The organism is Microbacterium cremeum (assembly GCF_015277855.1).
In the GTDB taxonomy this organism is placed as follows: Bacteria; Actinomycetota; Actinomycetes; order Actinomycetales; family Microbacteriaceae; genus Microbacterium; species Microbacterium cremeum.
Genome location: NZ_CP063812.1, coordinates 2,463,966 through 2,479,494 on the forward strand (window position 1 = coordinate 2,463,966; position 15,529 = coordinate 2,479,494).

The 15,529-nt window shown below is 73.2% G+C and carries 13 protein-coding genes; 6 read left to right on the forward strand and 7 right to left on the reverse strand.

Going from position 1 to position 15,529, the window contains the following annotated elements:
• Positions 1-7 precede the first annotated feature (7 nt).
• Complete coding sequence (locus IM778_RS11245) at positions 8-1,321, reverse strand: M50 family metallopeptidase (protein ID WP_194408979.1); 1,314 nt, start codon at positions 1,319-1,321, stop codon at positions 8-10.
• An 85-nt stretch (positions 1,322-1,406) separates the two neighbouring features.
• On the opposite strand from IM778_RS11245, the gene IM778_RS11250 reads away from it, so the two are divergent.
• From IM778_RS11250 to IM778_RS11260, 3 genes are all read left to right on the forward strand, one after another.
• On the forward strand, positions 1,407-2,111 hold the full coding sequence (locus tag IM778_RS11250; RefSeq protein WP_194408980.1) for a hypothetical protein: 705 nt from the start codon (positions 1,407-1,409) through the stop codon (positions 2,109-2,111).
• A complete protein-coding gene (locus IM778_RS11255) occupies positions 2,108-2,824 on the forward strand; it encodes a YcnI family protein (protein ID WP_194408981.1) in 717 nt (238 codons plus the stop codon). Before IM778_RS11250 ends, IM778_RS11255 begins: the two co-directional genes overlap by 4 nt.
• A 196-nt stretch (positions 2,825-3,020) precedes the next feature.
• Entirely contained in the window at positions 3,021-4,685 is a 1,665-nt protein-coding gene (locus IM778_RS11260; protein WP_194408982.1) for a Mur ligase family protein, read from the forward strand.
• 79 nt (positions 4,686-4,764) lie between these two features.
• Here IM778_RS11260 and dxr read toward each other — a convergent pair whose 3' ends face one another.
• Positions 4,765-5,850, reverse strand: a complete 1,086-nt coding sequence (gene dxr / locus IM778_RS11265; protein ID WP_194408983.1) for a 1-deoxy-D-xylulose-5-phosphate reductoisomerase — start codon at positions 5,848-5,850, stop codon at positions 4,765-4,767.
• Positions 5,851-5,874: 24 nt separating this feature from the next.
• A complete protein-coding gene (locus tag IM778_RS11270; RefSeq protein WP_194408984.1) occupies positions 5,875-6,816 on the reverse strand; it encodes an FKBP-type peptidyl-prolyl cis-trans isomerase in 942 nt (313 codons plus the stop codon).
• 197 nt (positions 6,817-7,013) lie between these two features.
• Here IM778_RS11270 and IM778_RS11275 point away from each other — a divergent pair, with 197 nt between their 5' ends.
• The gene (locus IM778_RS11275) at positions 7,014-7,730 is read left to right on the forward strand and encodes a lysophospholipid acyltransferase family protein (protein WP_228484840.1); all 717 of its coding nucleotides are present in this window, start codon (positions 7,014-7,016) and stop codon (positions 7,728-7,730) included.
• 46 nt (positions 7,731-7,776) lie between these two features.
• Here IM778_RS11275 and IM778_RS11280 read toward each other — a convergent pair whose 3' ends face one another.
• Positions 7,777-8,253, reverse strand: a complete 477-nt coding sequence (locus IM778_RS11280; RefSeq protein WP_194408986.1) for an OsmC family protein — start codon at positions 8,251-8,253, stop codon at positions 7,777-7,779.
• A 52-nt stretch (positions 8,254-8,305) separates the two neighbouring features.
• Here IM778_RS11280 and IM778_RS11285 point away from each other — a divergent pair, with 52 nt between their 5' ends.
• Positions 8,306-9,295: an asparaginase gene (locus IM778_RS11285; protein ID WP_194408987.1), complete on the forward strand. Its 990-nt coding sequence runs from the start codon at positions 8,306-8,308 to the stop codon at positions 9,293-9,295.
• A gap of 56 nt (positions 9,296-9,351) precedes the next feature.
• Positions 9,352-10,464 (forward strand): alanine dehydrogenase, encoded by a 1,113-nt coding sequence (gene ald, locus IM778_RS11290; protein ID WP_194408988.1) that lies wholly within the window; start codon positions 9,352-9,354, stop codon positions 10,462-10,464.
• Between the two features lie 94 nt (positions 10,465-10,558).
• Here the strand turns inward: ald and IM778_RS11295 are convergent, their stop codons facing one another.
• The 3 genes from IM778_RS11295 to IM778_RS11305 all read right to left on the reverse strand — a co-directional run bounded on the left by IM778_RS11295 (position 10,559) and on the right by IM778_RS11305 (position 15,488).
• Positions 10,559-13,495, reverse strand: a complete 2,937-nt coding sequence (locus IM778_RS11295) for an FtsK/SpoIIIE domain-containing protein (RefSeq protein ID WP_194408989.1) — start codon at positions 13,493-13,495, stop codon at positions 10,559-10,561.
• Between the two features lie 76 nt (positions 13,496-13,571).
• Positions 13,572-14,390 (reverse strand): PP2C family protein-serine/threonine phosphatase, encoded by an 819-nt coding sequence (locus IM778_RS11300; protein ID WP_194408990.1) that lies wholly within the window; start codon positions 14,388-14,390, stop codon positions 13,572-13,574.
• Positions 14,391-14,495: 105 nt separating this feature from the next.
• Positions 14,496-15,488, reverse strand: coding sequence for an aldo/keto reductase (locus IM778_RS11305; RefSeq protein ID WP_194408991.1), 993 nt, complete (start codon positions 15,486-15,488; stop codon positions 14,496-14,498).
• Positions 15,489-15,529: the final 41 nt, after the last annotated feature.

The window sequence follows — 15,529 nt, forward strand, 5'->3', positions numbered from 1 at the left end:
GGGAAGGTCAGAACAGCGTGATCGGGTTGACGATGTCGGCCAGGATCAGCACGCCGCCCATCGCGATCAGCGCGACCACGACGATGAACGTGAGCGGCACGAGCTTGGTGGCGTCGACCGGCTTGGGCGGCGGGAGGCGGAAGACCTTCGCCCACATCCGCTTGATGCCCTCCCACAGCGCCACGGCGATGTGCCCGCCGTCCAGCGGCAGCAGCGGGATGAGATTGAACACGAACAGCGCGAGGTTCAGGGCCGCGAGCAGCTCCAGGAAGCCGGCGACGCGATTGAGCACCGGCGCGTCGGCGGCGGCGACTTCGCCCGACAGCCGCCCGGCTCCGACGATGCTGAGGGGACCGTTCGGGTCACGTTCGCCGCCTGTCACCATCGCGACGCCGGTATCCCACACCCTGACCGGCAGCTGGAGGATGATCCCCGAGACGGCGCCCGCGCGCTCGACGGCCAGCTGCGGGCCCGCCCAGATCGGCTGGCGCACATACTCCACCGTGGGACGGATGCCGACGAAGCCGACCTCGCCCGTCGTGGTGGTGCCGTCGGGCGCGGTGATCGTGCCCTCGATCGTCGCGGGCACCACGGTGAGGGACTCCTGCACGCCGTCGCGCTCGACCACGAGGACGAGCCGATCGCCCTGCGACTCCCGGATGATGGCGGACGCCTCGGCGAAGTCCGCGACCGGCTGCCCGTTCACCGAGAGGATCTTGTCGCCCGGCTCGATCCCGGCCCGCTCGGCGGGAGCGGTGGGGTCGTCGGCGGTGCACTCCGACGTCGAGGTCGCCGGCACGCACTCCGACAGAGCCGAGACGGTCGTGGTCGCCGTCTGCACACCGATGCCGGTCAGCAGGATCGCGAAGAGCACCATCGCGAACAGGAGGTTCATGACCGGTCCGCCGAGCATCACGACGATGCGCTTCCAGACGGGGAGGCGATAGAAGACGCGCCGGTCGCCGTCGCCCTCGAGCGTCTCGTCGTTGGCGTCCCTGGCGTCCTGGACCATCGTGGCGAAGAAACCGCCGCCGGCGCGACCGGTTCTCGCGCTCGACTCCTGAGCGTGCCGGAGGGCCGGCGACGGCGGGTACATCCCCGCCATCGAGATGTAGCCGCCGAGCGGGATGGCCTTCACGCCGTACTCGGTCTCGCCGATGCGACGCGACCACAGCGTCGGGCCGAAGCCGATCATGTACTGCCCGACGCGCACCCCGAACTTCTTCGCGGGCCACAGGTGCCCCAGTTCGTGCAGCGCGATCGACACGGCGAGCCCCACGACCATGAGGACGACACCGATGACGAACGCGAGAACTTCCACACGCACACGCTACCTGCGCCGGCCTTTGAGTTGGGTGTGACCGTGGTGCCCGCGCCCACTCGATAGGCTCGACCGAGGAGGAACCGTGACCCCACGCCATGTGCGCGCTCTGCGAGGCGCCGCCGCGGCATGGATCGCGACGTTCGTCGCCGCCACGGCCCACACGCTCGCGGGCGGTGGTGCGCCCTCGCCCGCACTGGTCGCGGCGGCCGGCATCCTCGCGACGCCCTTCGCCGTCGCGCTCATCGGCCGCCGACCCGCCGCGTGGCGCGTGGGCGCCGCCGTGCTGGCGGCTCAGGCCTTCTTCCACGTCGCCTTCGCGCTGACCGCGGGGACGGACGCGACCGCGGTCTCCGCGTCGCACGACCACTACTTCGTCTCGGCAGGAGGCGGCGCGCTTCCGGCCTTCCTCGTGCCCGACGCGCCGATGCTCGCCGGACACCTCGTGGCGGCGGCCGCCACGGTCGTCGCGCTCGTCTCCGGTGAGCGGATGCTGCGAGCACTGGGCCGCGGCATCCGTTCGATGTTCTCGCGCGTCCGCGCGGTCGCCGCGCTGCCCGCCGCACCCCGTCTCGTCGCGGTGCCACCGTTCCCGGCTCGCGCCGCCGCGACCGTGGTGCTGTCGGACGTGTCGCGGCGCGGCCGCCGCGCGTCGCCGCCGCGGTGCGCTGAGCGCCGCACGCCACTTCCCCGGCCGCCGCCGTCGCGCAGCGGGCGGGTGTCTTCTGCATTCCCGTGCGCGCCGCTGCCGCTTGCCGCCGCGCGCACCGACGACGAAAGAACACCATGAACACTGTCCTCTCGACCACCCGTATCCGCCGCGTCGCCCTCGGCGGCCTCGCCGGCCTGGCGCTCGCCGTCGCCGCCCCGCTCGCGGCGTCCGCACACGTCCATGTCGATCCCGGCACCGCGAGCGCCGGCGGCACCGCGACCCTCGCCTTCTCGTTCTCGCACGGCTGCGACGGTTCCCCCACGACCTCGCTGGCGATCGACATCCCCGAGGGAGTCGGCAATGCGACGCCCGTCGTCCAGGGCGGCTGGACGATCCAGCGCGAGACGGACGCGGACGGCGTGCCCACGCGCGTCGTCTTCACCGCCGGCACGCCGATCGAGGACCACCTGAAGGCGAGCGTCTCGATGGACGTGCTGTTCGACGAGTCCGCGGCGGGCACGCCGATCGCCTTCCCGGTGACCCAGACCTGCGTCGCCGGTGAGACCGCCTGGACCCAGGTCGCCGCCGACGGCGAAGATCCGCACGATCTCGACGCGCCCGCACCCGTGGTCGAGGTCGGCGAGCCGGCCGCCGACGCCGGCCACGACGGCGCGGGCGACGGTCACGACGACGACGCGGCGTCCGACGACGCGGCGGCCGAGGCATCCGGAACCGCCCCCACGGGCACGACGGACGCCGACCCGGTCGCCCGCTGGCTCGCCGCGGGCGGACTCGCCGCCGGCGTCGCCGCCCTCGTGGTCGTCCTGGTGCGAGGCCGCCGCAAGGCCTGACGCATCGCGAGATCAGGTGATCTCGCCTGCGCAGGACGATTCCCCCGTGAAACGTCCTGCCTGCGCGAGATCACCTGATCTCGCGCGACCGGGGCGAAGCCACCGCGCGACCGGGGCGAAGCCACCGCGCGGGCCCGGGGCGAAGCCACGGTCCGCGCGTGGCGCACGGTGCGACGGGTGAGAAGATGGAGGCGCCATGCCGACCGACGCGCCCTCCTCCCTTCCCCCCGTGCTCCGCCCGGACGCGCCGCCGACCCACTCGCTCGCAGACCTCGCCGCACGTTTCGCGGTCGACGTGCGCGGCGACGTCAGCGCGACGACCCTCACCGGAGTGACCCTTGCGACCGCCGACCTGCGACCCGGCGACGTCTTCGTCGCCGTCCGGGGCGTCAACCGGCACGGAGCCGAGTTCGCCGCGGCCGCCGCCGAGAAGGGCGCCGTGGCCGTGGTGACGGATGCCGCCGGCGCCGACGTCGCCGCCGCGAGCGGGCTTCCGGTGGTCCTGGTGGACGACCCCCGCGCGCTCCTCGGCGAGCTGTCGGCCTGGGTCTACGGCACCGGCCGCGACGACGACCTGCCGCTCCTGTTCGGCACGACAGGGACGAACGGCAAGACGAGCGTGTCTCACCTGCTCGAGGGCATCCTCGGGCAGCTCGGCGCGGTCACCGGCCTCTCGTCGACCGCCGAGCGCCATATCGCGGGCCAGGTCGTCGTATCGCGCCTCACGACCCCCGAGGCGTACGAGATGCACTCTCTCCTCGCCCTCATGCGCGAGCGGGGCGTCGAGGCGGTGGCCGTCGAGGTGAGCGCGCAGGCGCTCAGCCGCCGCCGCGTCGACGGCATCGTATTCGACGTCGCGGGCTTCACCAACCTCACGCACGACCACCTCGACGACTACGCCGACATGCGCGAGTACTTCGAGGCCAAGCTTCCGCTGTTCCGCCCGGAGCGGGCGCGCCGCGCCGTCGTGTGCGTCGACTCCGAGCAGGGCGCCGAGGTCGTCTCCCGCAGCGAGGTGCCGACGGTCACGGTCGGCACGCCGGCGCTCGCATCGGATCCGGATGCCGCGGCCACCGCGGACTGGGTGGTCGACATCCTCGACGAGCGCCAGGTGGGCACCGAGTTCCGCCTCACGGCCCGCGACGGGCGGACGCTCACGACCCTCGTCCCCGTGATCGGACGCCACATGGCCGCCAACGCGGGCCTCGCGATCGTCATGATCCTCGAGGGCGGCTACGCGTGGGAGCGCATCGCCGGGGCTCTCGACGGGCAGCGCATCGAGGCGTACCTCCCCGGTCGCACCGAGCTCGTCTCGGGCGAGACCGGTCCGGCCGTCTACGTCGACTTCGGGCACTCCCCCGACGCGTTCGAGAAGACGCTGGCCGCGGTGCGGCGCGTGACCCCCGGCAAGGTGGTCATGCTCTTCGGCGCCGACGGCGACCGCGACGCCACCAAGCGCCACGACATGGGCCGCACCGCCGTGCTCGGCAGCGACATCCTGATCGTCACCGACCACCACCCGCGCCACGAGGACCCCGACTCGATCCGGGCGACGCTCCTCGAGGGTGCGCGCCGCGCGCAGCCGGACGCCGAGATCCACGAGTTCTCACCGCCGGAGCGCGCCATCGTCGAGGCCGTCGCGATGGTGGGCGACGGCGACGCGATCCTGTGGGCCGGCCCCGGCCACCAGGACTACCGAGACATCCGTGGCGTGCGCACCCCGTACTCGGCACGCGAGCTCGCCCGGCGCGCGCTGCGGGATGCCGGGTGGCCCGTGCCCGAGCCGCACTGGCCGGTGCCGTATCCGCAGCACGAGACCCCGGCATCCGACCCCCTCCGCCCGGCGTTCCCGGACGCCTGACGCGCCGCCGTCCTCACCGTCGCGGCCGGGGATCTCGGCCACGTGCCAGGATCGGCCGTCGCTCGACTCCGCCGAGGGGTCAGGAGGCCGCCGCGATGACCTTGTCGGCCGTCTCGCGCGCCCAGCGCTCGGCTTCCGTCAGCGCGTCGCGGGTGAGCGCGGCGGGCGCCTCGTGCGCGTCGACCACGCGTGAGACCGTGTCGACGATGCCGAGGAAGCCGAGCCGGCCCTCGTGGAACGCGTCGACCGCTTGCTCGTTGGCGGCGTTGAACACGGCGGGGTAGGTGCCGCCGGCTCGGCCCACCTGCTTGGCCAGGCGCACTGCGGGGAACGCCTCGTCGTCGAGCGGCTCGAACGTCCACGACGTCGCCGCCCGCCAGTCGAGGGGGCGCCCGACGCCGGCGACGCGGTGCGGCCAGTCCAGGCCGAGCGAGATCGGCAGCCGCATGTCGGGGGGCGAGGCCTGGGCGATCGTCGAGCCGTCGACGAACTCCACCATCGAGTGGACGATCGACTGCGGATGCACCACCACCTCGATCTCGGAGTACGGAACGTCGAACAGCAGGTGGGCCTCGATCACCTCGAGGCCCTTGTTCACGAGCGTCGCGGAGTTCGTGGTGACGACGCGGCCCATGTTCCACGTGGGGTGCGCGAGCGCCTCGTCGGCGGTGACGTCGGCGAGCGACGCGCGCGTGCGGCCGCGGAAGGGACCTCCGGATGCCGTCAGCACGAGCCGGCGGACCTCGTCGCGGTCTCCCGCCCGCAACGCCTGCGCGAGCGCCGAATGCTCCGAGTCGACGGGCACGATCTGGCCCGGCGCGGCGATGGCCGTCACCAGCTCGCCGCCCACGATGAGCGACTCCTTGTTCGCGAGCGCCAGCGTCCGGCCGGCTTCGAGCGCGGCGAGCGTCGGACCGAGGCCCACCGAGCCCGTGATGCCGTTGAGGACGACATCCGCCTCGACGTCACGGACCAGCTGCTCGGCCTCGACCGCTCCCAGCGCGGTGTGCTCGACACCCAGTTCCGCCGCCTGCGCGCCGAGCGTCTCGCGGTCCGAGCCCGCGGCGAGACCCACCACCTCGAATCGGCGGGGGTTCGCCCGCACGACATCAAGGGCCTGAGTGCCGATCGATCCCGTCGAGCCGAGGATGAGGACGCGCCGCATCCGGCCAGCCTATCGAGAGGCCCCCTACTCGGCGGGCTTGGCCTCGATGATCTCGACGACGAACACGAGAGTCTGCGCGCCGAGCTCGTGGGCTGCCGGGTCCTCGCCGTAGCCGCAGGCCGGCGGCATCGAGACGAGCACCTTCGAACCGACCGTCTGCCCCTCCAGCGCCCGCTGGAAGCCGGCGACGACACCGGTCGTCTGGAACTCGGCGGGCTCGCCACGCTCCCAGCTCGAGTCGAACACGGTGGAGTCGCTCCACTTCATCCCGGTGTAGTTCACCGTGACGGTGTCGCCCGGCTCGACGACGTCGCCGTCGCCTTCCTCGAGCACCTCGATCTGGACCTCGGCCGGCGGCTCGGTCGCGGGGATCGTGATGGTCGGCACGCCCTCCGCCGAGAACTCGACCGACGGGAAGTCGGCGCCCGGCTCGCCCACGGCGCACCAGTCGGCCGCGGGAGTCACTCCGAGCACGTCGATCACGTAGACGAGCGCGCCGTTGCCCGTGTCGGGCACGGTCATCACGATGCGCGTGCCTTCGGCTGCGCACCCGAAGAACTGGTCGGCGCCGGAGCCGACCGTGATCGGCATCGCGGGCAGCGGGGAGTCCCCGAAGCCGCCCGACTGCAGCGACTCGCCGGACGTCGCGTCGAAGACCGCGAGCGCGTACGAGACGTAGTCGCCGTCCTGGATCTCGGTGCCGTCGCCCTCGACCACGATCGCGCGCTCGGCGCTCTCGATCTCGAGGGGCGCCTCGAACTCGGCGGTCGCCGACTCGCCGACCTCGCCGCTCACGGTGACCGCCGCGGCAGTGTCGCCCTCGGGAGCCGCCACCGAACAGAGGTCGGTGGCCGACGTCGCATCAGGGGAGGGCGTCCCGGATCCCTCGGGTGAGCCCGAGCATCCTGCGAGCAGGAGGGCCGTCAGTGCGGCGGCGGACAGGGCGGCGAGCGGGCGAATGCGCACGTGACAACCTCAAGTCGATGGAAACGGAGCCTCCATCCTCCCCCATCTTTCCTCTGGCTGCGCTGAGAACGGCCATGCCGATACCGGAATGGAATCGGGAGTACCCTCGACGGGTGACTTCCGACCTCGTGCCCGGAGCCGACGACCCGGACGACGGCGCCGCCGTCTCCGCGCCCCCCTCGCCGCCGGTGAAGCGCATGGGCTCCACCTATGCGCTGGGGCGATTCGTGGTCGCGCCGCTCGCCCGGATCGTCTACCGCCCCCACGTCGAGGGTCGCGCCCACGTGCCCAAGACCGGACCGGTCATCTTCGCCAGCAACCACCTGTCGTTCATCGACTCGATCGCGATCCCCGTCGCCGCGCCGCGCCCCGTGCACTTCCTCGCGAAGTCGAGCTACTTCGACGGTTCCGGCCTCGGCGGCTGGGCATCGCGGCAGTTCTTCACCGCGATCGGCGCCGTCCCGGTGCAGCGCGGGGTCGGCCAGGCAGCACTCGACGCCCTCGAGCAGCAGCGCGCTCTGCTCGAGGACGGCAGCGCCGTCGCGCTGTACCCGGAGGGGACGCGGTCGCTCGACGGCCGCCTCTACAAGGGCCGCACCGGTGTCGCGTTCCTCGCGCTGCAGACCGGCGCGCCGGTGGTCCCGGTCGGACTCATCGGCACCGACGACGTCATGCCCGTCGGGGCCAAGATGCCGTCGCTCAAGCACCGCGTGACGGTGCGGTTCGGCGCGCCGCTGGATCTCAGCCACCACGGCTCCGCCGACTCCGGACGAGCACGGCGCCTCGCGACCGACGAGATCATGGCGGCGATCCACGCCCTGTCAGGCCAGGAGCTCGCGAACGCCTACAACGAGGTCCCGGCGCAGAACCCGATCGAGCGGATCAAGCAGGTCCTCCCCCACGAGCGCCGCTGATCCGGCCTCGCCCGCAGGAGACCCGCGAACGCGCGGGAATCCGCGGTCAGGGGGCGGCCGCGAGGATGACCGGCTCGTGCCGCACCGGGAAGCTCACCGAGTTCGCGATGAAGCACCACTCGTGCGCCTGCGCGTGGGCGGCGGCAGCGGCATCCGTCATCGACGCCTCGGCGACCGTCACGCGCGGCCGGAGCACCACCTCGCGGAAGGCGCCCCCGCCGCGGCCGTCTTCGACCATCAGGCCCGACGCCTCGTCCTCGTACCCGACGACCACCACGCCCGCCTGCACGCACGCGTGCAGGTAGGACAGCAGGTGGCACTCGCTCAGGGCTGCGACGAGCATGTCCTCGGGGTTCCAGCGGGACGGATCTCCCCGGAACGGCTTGTCGGACGACGCGAGCAGCGCCGGCTTGCCGTCGATCTCGATCGTCACCGCGCGGTCGTAGTCGCGGTATCCGCTCGTCCCGCTGCCGCGGTCACCGGTCCACGTCGTCCGGACGGTGTATCGATGCTCGCCCCACATGTGCACAGTCTGTCATGCGGGACCGGCCCTCCCGCCGCGGTAGGCTGGCGGAGTGCCGCAGACCTTCGCCGCAGCCGACGCCGTCGAGCTCGCCGTCGTCGAGCGCAGCGGTTTCGTCGAGTCGCGGCACGCCGGCATCGCCCTCGTGCTGGCCGCCGACGGGACGATCGCGCAGAAGCTCGGCGACCCGTCCGCACTGATCCTCCCCCGCTCCAGCCTCAAGCCGCTGCAGGCCCTCGCGTGCCTCGCGGCGGGCGCGCCGCTGGAAGGCGAGCGCCTCGGGCTCGCAACCGCGAGCCACTCGGGCACGGATCGTCACGTCGCCGTCGTGCGCGACATCCTCGCCGCCGCCCAGCTCGGCGAGGACGCGCTCGCCTGCCCGCCGGCGTGGCCGGGCGACACCGCCACCCGCGACGAGATGGTGCGCGAGCTGGGCCGGCCCCAGCGCATCCGCATGAACTGCTCGGGCAAGCACGCCACGATGCTGCTGACGGCCGTCGTGAACGGCTGGGACCCGTCCGGTTACCTCTCGCCCGAGCATCCGCTGCAGGCCCACATCCGCGACGTCGTCGAGCGTCTGGTCGGCGAGAAGGTCTCGGCCACCGCGATCGACGGCTGCGGCGCCCCCGTGTACGCCATCACCCTGTTCGGGCTCGCGCGCGCCATCCACCGGATCGGCAACTCCTCGACCTCGTCGCCGTTCGCGCTGCACCGCAGCGCGGGCGCGATGGTCGAGGCGGTGCGGGCGAACCCGTGGACGATCGACGGCCCCGGCCGCCCCGACACGGTCGCCATCGAGCAGCTCGGCGTGTTCGCTAAGGGCGGCGCCGAGGGCGTCATGGTGATGGTCGCACCCGACGGCACCACGGTCGCGCTGAAGATGCTCGACGGCAGCGGGCGCGCCGCGACCGCGGTCGCGCTGCGGCTGCTCGAGCGGCACGGCGCATTGGCCTCCGCGGACGTGGACGCCGCGATGACGAGGCTGAATCTCGCCGTGACAGGCGGCGGACAGGATGTCGGGGCCATCCGCCCCGCTTTCTAGAGGCGCTCCCACCAGGAGCCCGAGCGCTCCAACGGCGGAGCGGAAAGGATCACGCGATGAGGATCAGTGTCCCCACCGAGGTCAAGAACAACGAGTATCGGGTCGCGTTGACGCCGGCGGGCGTCCACGACCTGGTGGCGGCGGGCCACGAGGTGATCGTGCAGCGCGGCGCCGGCGAGGGATCGTCGATGCCGGATGCCGAGTACGAGGCCGCCGGCGCGGTGCTGCTCGACGACCCGGCCGAGGTCTGGGGCCGCGCGGAGCTTCTGCTCAAGGTCAAGGAGCCGATCGCAAGCGAGTACGGATACTTCCGCGACGACCTCGTGCTCTTCACCTACCTGCACCTCGCCGCGGACCGCCCGCTCACCGAACGGCTGATCGCCGACGGCGTCACGGCGATCGCGTACGAGACGGTGCAGCTCTCCGGCGGCGGCCTGCCGCTGCTCGCTCCGATGAGCGAGGTCGCGGGACGCTTGGCTCCGATGGTGGGCGCATCCACGCTCATGCGGTCCGCGGGCGGCCTCGGACTCCTGATGTCGGGCGTTCCCGGCACGCGCCCGGCAGCCGTGACCGTGATCGGCGGCGGCGTCGCCGGCGCGAACTCGGCGTACATCGCGGCCGGCATGGGCGCGGACGTGACGATCTTCGACACGAACATCCAGCGACTCCGCTTCCTCGACGACCACTTCCAGGGCCGCGTGCGGACCGCGGCGTCGAACCCGCTCGACCTCGACCGCGCCGTCTCGTCGGACGTCGTCATCGGGTCGGTGCTGATCCCCGGCGCGAAGGCGCCGAAGCTGGTCACGAACGACATGGTGGCGCGGATGCGGCCCGGGTCCGTGCTGGTGGACATCGCCGTCGACCAGGGCGGCTGCTTCGAGGACACGCATCCGACGACGCACGCCGACCCGACGTTCCCGGTGCACGGCAGCATCTTCTACTGCGTCGCCAACATGCCCGGCGCGGTGCCGAACACCTCGACGTCGGCGCTGACCAACGCGACGGTTCCCTACATCCGCCAGATCGCCCGGCATGGCTGGAAGGACGCGCTGCGCGCGGACGCCGCCCTCGCCGCGGGGCTCAACGTCGTCGGCGGCAGCGTGGTCACCGCCGGCGTCGCGACGGCGCACGGGCTTGCGCTGGCACCGCTCGAGGCGGTTCTCGCCTGACGCGGCCGGAGACGCACCCGCGGGCCTCAGGCCCCCGGGTGCGTCTCCGCGTCGGTCGCCGGCGGCTCACGCGCTCCTGTCGGGCAGGCCCGCTTCACACGGCACGGTCGCCACGCTCGGCGGGGTTCGCGCCGGTTCCCGGCGCCTCGGCGCCCGCTCCCGGGAGCACGATGCGCTTCGGATCGGCACCGGCGCCCATCAACCAGGCGCGTCCGCGGCCGGGTTCGCAGTACGGCGGCACACCGCGGAAGCCGGCCAGGACGCGAAGCTCGGCGGCACACGACGAGTCGACGACGAGGTCGTGGTCGCCCCGCACATCGGCGAGCACACGCCAGTGCCGCTGCCAGTCGTCCGGCTCGCCCACCACCACGACAGGTGCGGGCGTGCCGGCGACCGGCTCGGCGACGTAGGCGTCGAGGTCGCGCACCACGACGCCACGGCGCTCCCACGCCGCCAGCGCGTCGCGGCACGCCGGCGATCTCCGCGCGACGAATCCGGTGAGCGCAGCGCTCGGCAGCCACGGTGCGCTCTCCCGGCGCGTACCAGGCCCCACTCGCGGCGCCAGCGCGATCTGCACGACGCGGCCGTCGAGGCGTCCGCGTCCGGCGGGGGCGCCGGGTTCGTGCGCGGAGGGATCGCCGCCCGCCGCGGCATGGTCGGTGCGGGTCGGGTAGGCGAGGATCAGCCGGCGCGGGAAGAGATCGGCCAGCCGCGACACCGATCCGGCGAGCCGATGCGCCGCCGCCACCACGACCGCACCCGAGTCCGGGGCGCACCGCACGATGTGCTCGATCCGCTCCGCCATCACCTGCGCATACTCGGGAGCGAATCGCGGGACGGTCCCATCGAGGTCGTCGATCACGACGACGGCGCCCTCGGGCAGTCGCGTCGCGGCGAGCCCGGCCACGGCATCCCACATTCCCTCGAGGTCGCGCGGCACACGCACCAGGCGAGCGCCGGCCTGTGCCGAGACGACGTCCAGCACGTTCGAGACGCCCGATCCCGGACCGCCCAGCACCAGGAGCGCCCGGTCGGCGGTCTGCAGGGCCACGATCGGCTGCCGCTGGCGCTCCGGCTCGTCCGCCAGGCCGAGCAGGAGCGGGCGATCGCCGACCTCGTGCGGTGCCCCGCCCGCGAGACCGCGCGACGGCTCGCGTCGCGCCGCCTCGCCGGCCTCGTCGCGCGCCCGATCGACGAGGTCCTCGAGCGGCAGGCGAGCCGGAAGCGCGGGCAGCCATGGGCGCCGGGCCTCGCGGCGCCCCGTGCGCGCCGACGCGGTGGCGACGTCGTCAGGACCCGACAGCGCGATGGTGACCTGCTGCGGCGCGCTGTCGCCGGCGCGACGCACCAGAGCCCTGCCACGACCGTCGACCCCTCCCGGCAGCAGCGCGGCCTCGTCCGTACCGAGCAGCGCCCGGCTGTCGGACGGATCGGTCACACGCAGACTGATGCGCAGCGGGCAGTTGGCGAGAAGGCTCTCTCGGATCACTCCGGCCGCGCGTTGGGTGCCCAGGACGAGGTGGATGCCGAGCGCCCGGCCCCGAGCGGCGACGTCGGCGAAGAGGGCGTGGAGCTCGGGATGGTCGCCGAGCAGGGCGGCGAACTCGTCGACGACCACCACGAGCCGCGGCAGCGCGACCCGGGGATCGTGGATGTCACGCGCTCCGGCTGCGGCGATCGTCGCCTCGCGGTGGCGCAGCTCCGCACGCAGGCTCTCGATCGCACGCCGGGCGCCCGCGCCGTCGAGGTCGGTGATCACGCCTGTGACGTGCGGGAGGGCCATGAGGCCGTCGAACGCGGTGCCGCCCTTGAAATCCGCGAGGAGGAACGTCACATCGTCGGCGCTGCGCGTCGCGCACAGCGCCAGGATCCACGTGATCAGAAGCTCGCTCTTGCCGGAGCCGGTGACGCCGGCCACCACCGCGTGCGGACCGTCCGCCACGAGGTCGACGACGGCCGGTTCGCCGCCGGCCACACCGATGGGCACCGCCAGCCCGGGACGGCCCTCGGCGGGCGACGCCGCGAGCAGCGGCGCCAGCGCGACCGGCTCGCGACCGCTGCGCACCAGGCCGAGAATGCGCTCGGCACGCGCCGCGAGCTCCGCGGCGATCACCTGCGCCTGGACCTGCCCGACGCCCTCGACACGCAGCAGGGTCGTCTCGCCGCCGTGCTCGAGTCGTGCGGCGTCGGGCGAACCGACGGTGAGCACGGCGGCGCATCTCGGCGGCAACGGCTCCCCCGGACGGCACCGGGCGATCGCGATGTCGGCGTCGGCGGGCACGCGGCCGCCCGGGGCGACGACGGCGAGGCGCGTTCCCGCGTGCGCCGCGCGATGGGGCAGCTCCTCGGCCCAGCTCAGGTCGCCGTCGAGCGGACCAACGAGACGCAGCTCGCCCGGTGCGAGCGCCAGGCACAGCTGCAGCAGCAGGGCGCGCTGGACGGCCGCCGCCACCGTCTCGCCGCCCACCACGGCGATGCCGGCGCCGATCGGGGCGACGACGGGGGCGCCGCTCACCCGGCCGGCCCGGCGGCGCACGGCAGCGGCATCCGGGTCGCCTTCCCCGCCGGTGACCCGCACGGAGCTCCCCCGCTCCCCCTCGCCCACGACGAGCGCGGCAGCGCGGTCGCCGCGCCAGATGTCGTCGTCGCGGGCGAGGAACCGCGCGACATCGGGATGCCGCGCCCACAGCTGCGCACGCTCCGCCTCGTGGCGCGCCGTGACCGCCGCCGACACCCGTTCCCGGGCGCGGGATGCCTCGGCCGCCGCGCGCCGCGCGTCACGGCGTGCGCCGCGCCGGGCGTCGAGCATCGTCCCCGCCGCGATCAGCGGCCCGAGGAGCGCCAGCCACAGGGTGAGCATCGACCCGGTCACGAGCCACAGCGCGACGGCGCCGACGACGGGCACGATCGCGGCGATGATCGGGAACGGCGGTCGCGGCGGCGGAGTCCAGGCCGGCGGAAGCGTCAGGGGCTCGTCGTCGGACGGCCCGCTGAGCGAGTCGATGGTCAGGGAGTCGCGGAGCGAGAGCACATCTCAGTCCACCGCTTCCGCCCCTCGGCGCGCCGCCCCACGATCGCGGATGTGGACAACCGGCGTCGAACGACGCTCAGTCGTCGGCTGTGGAGGAGTCGTCGGCTGTGGAGGACTCGTCGGCCCCGGCGGTGCGGCCCACGTCGAGCACGACGATCGTGATGTTGTCGCGCCCCCCGTTCTCGAGCGCCGCCTCGAGCATCGCCGACACCGCTTCGGCGGGATCGGGATTCTCGTCGAGGAAGTGACGGATGCCGTAGTCGGTGAGCTCTTTGGTCAGCCCGTCCGAGCAGATCACGAAGCGGTCGCCCTCGACGACGTCGAGACGCACATAGTCGGGCGTGACGCCCTCGCTCGGGCCGACGGCACGCGTGATGACGTTGCCGTACGGGTGGTTCTCGGCCTCTTCGGGGCTGAGCCGCCCCGCGGCCACGAGCTCTTGCACCACCGAGTGGTCCGTCGTGATCTGGATGATCGCCCCGTCGCGCACGAGATAGACGCGGGAGTCGCCGATGTTCAGCGTCACCCAGTGCGCGGCGTCGCCGGAAGTGTCGAGGAAGAGCCCCGTCACGGTGGTGCCGGTGCCGTCATCGGTGGCTTCGGGATGCGCCGCGATGTCTTTGACGGCGCGGGCGAGCGCCTTCTCGATCGTCTTGGGCGTCACCGTGCCGGCGTCGGCGACGGCGCTCAGCCGCTCGATGGCGCGCGCGCTCGCGATCTCGCCACCGACGTGGCCACCCATTCCGTCTGCCACGACGAAGAGCGGGAACGATGCGAAGACCGCGTCCTGATTGACCTCGCGGCGTCGTCCGGTGTCGGTCACGGCCGCCCACGACAGTTCGAGTTCGCCACCCGGCACCGGGACGGTGCGTGTCTGGGTGGATACCTCGGGCACGCGTTGTCCTCCCCGTCCGCGGCGTCAGGACCGGTCGGTCCCGCGTCCTCACATACTAGTGGCTTCCCCCGCCGCGCCCGCGGGCGCGCCAGGCCGGACGGCGCTTCAGACTCTCGCGCCGGGGTCCTCCGGGAGCGGGAACAGCTCGTCGATCCGTGCGAGGTCCTCAGCGGTCGGCGTCCATGCCGCCGCAGCCGCGGCGTTCGCACGCACCTGCTCGGGACTGGTCGCGCCGGCGATCACGCTGGCGAGCGGCGGGCGTGCCAGCATCCAGCCGAATGTCGCCTGGAGCATCGTGATGCCGCGCTCGTCGCAGAACGCGCGATACGCCTCGATCGCCTCCCACGGCGCCTCCTGCCACACGTGCCGGCGCTGGCGCATGATGCGCGAGTCCGCCGGCGCGTGGTCGCGCGTGAACTTGCCGGTGAGCAGGCCGTTGTGCAGCGGGAAGTACGGCAGGAACCCGAGACCGAACCGCTCGACCGCCGGGAGCACCTCGCGCTCCGCCGCGCGCGCGAGCAGGCTGTAGTGGTTCTGCGCCGAGACGAAGGGCACCCCCGCGCGCTGCGCGGCCACGTAGTGTGCCTCGGCGATCTGCCAGCCGCTGAGATTGGAGTGCCCGATGTAGCGCACCTTCCCCTCGCGGACGAGATCGGCGAGCACATCGAGCGTCTCTTCGATCGGCGTGTGCGGATCGGGCGTGTGCAGCTGGTAGAGGTCGATCCACTCCGTCTGCAGACGCGAGAGGGATGCCTCGACCGCGCGCCGCACATACGTCCGGGAGGCCTTCGCCCCCGATGCCGGGTAGCCCATGTCGCGACCGGAGTGCCCGAACTTCGTCGCCAGCGTGACCTGGTCGCGCCGCCCCTTCAGCGCCTCGCCCATGAGCGTCTCGGACAGTCCCGGGTCGCGACCGTACATGTCGGCGGTGTCGAGGAACGTCACGCCGGCATCGATCGCGGCATCCAGCACCTCGCGCGTGCCGTCGATGGTCTCGGTACGCGTGCCGGGCCGGCCGAAGTTGTTGCAGCCGAGGCCCACGGCGGAGACGAGAAGACCGGAGGCGCCTATGCGCCGCAGCGGTACGGAGGAGGTCATCCCTCCACGCTAGCGGGGTGCCGGCGATGCGCGCGCCGCAC

What these genes read in the sequence shown, in the direction of transcription:
- IM778_RS11255 (WP_194408981.1), top strand. Translation starts at nt 2,108, where the DNA reads ATGAACACTGTCCTCTCGACCACCCGTATCCGCCGCGTCGCCCTCGGC.
- IM778_RS11260 (WP_194408982.1), top strand. Translation starts at nt 3,021, where the DNA reads ATGCCGACCGACGCGCCCTCCTCCCTTCCCCCCGTGCTCCGCCCGGAC.
- dxr (WP_194408983.1), bottom strand. Translation starts at nt 5,850, where the DNA reads ATGCGGCGCGTCCTCATCCTCGGCTCGACGGGATCGATCGGCACTCAG.
- IM778_RS11275 (WP_228484840.1), top strand. Translation starts at nt 7,014, where the DNA reads ATGGGCTCCACCTATGCGCTGGGGCGATTCGTGGTCGCGCCGCTCGCC.
- IM778_RS11280 (WP_194408986.1), bottom strand. Translation starts at nt 8,253, where the DNA reads ATGTGGGGCGAGCATCGATACACCGTCCGGACGACGTGGACCGGTGAC.
- ald (WP_194408988.1), top strand. Translation starts at nt 9,352, where the DNA reads ATGAGGATCAGTGTCCCCACCGAGGTCAAGAACAACGAGTATCGGGTC.
- IM778_RS11305 (WP_194408991.1), bottom strand. Translation starts at nt 15,488, where the DNA reads ATGACCTCCTCCGTACCGCTGCGGCGCATAGGCGCCTCCGGTCTTCTC.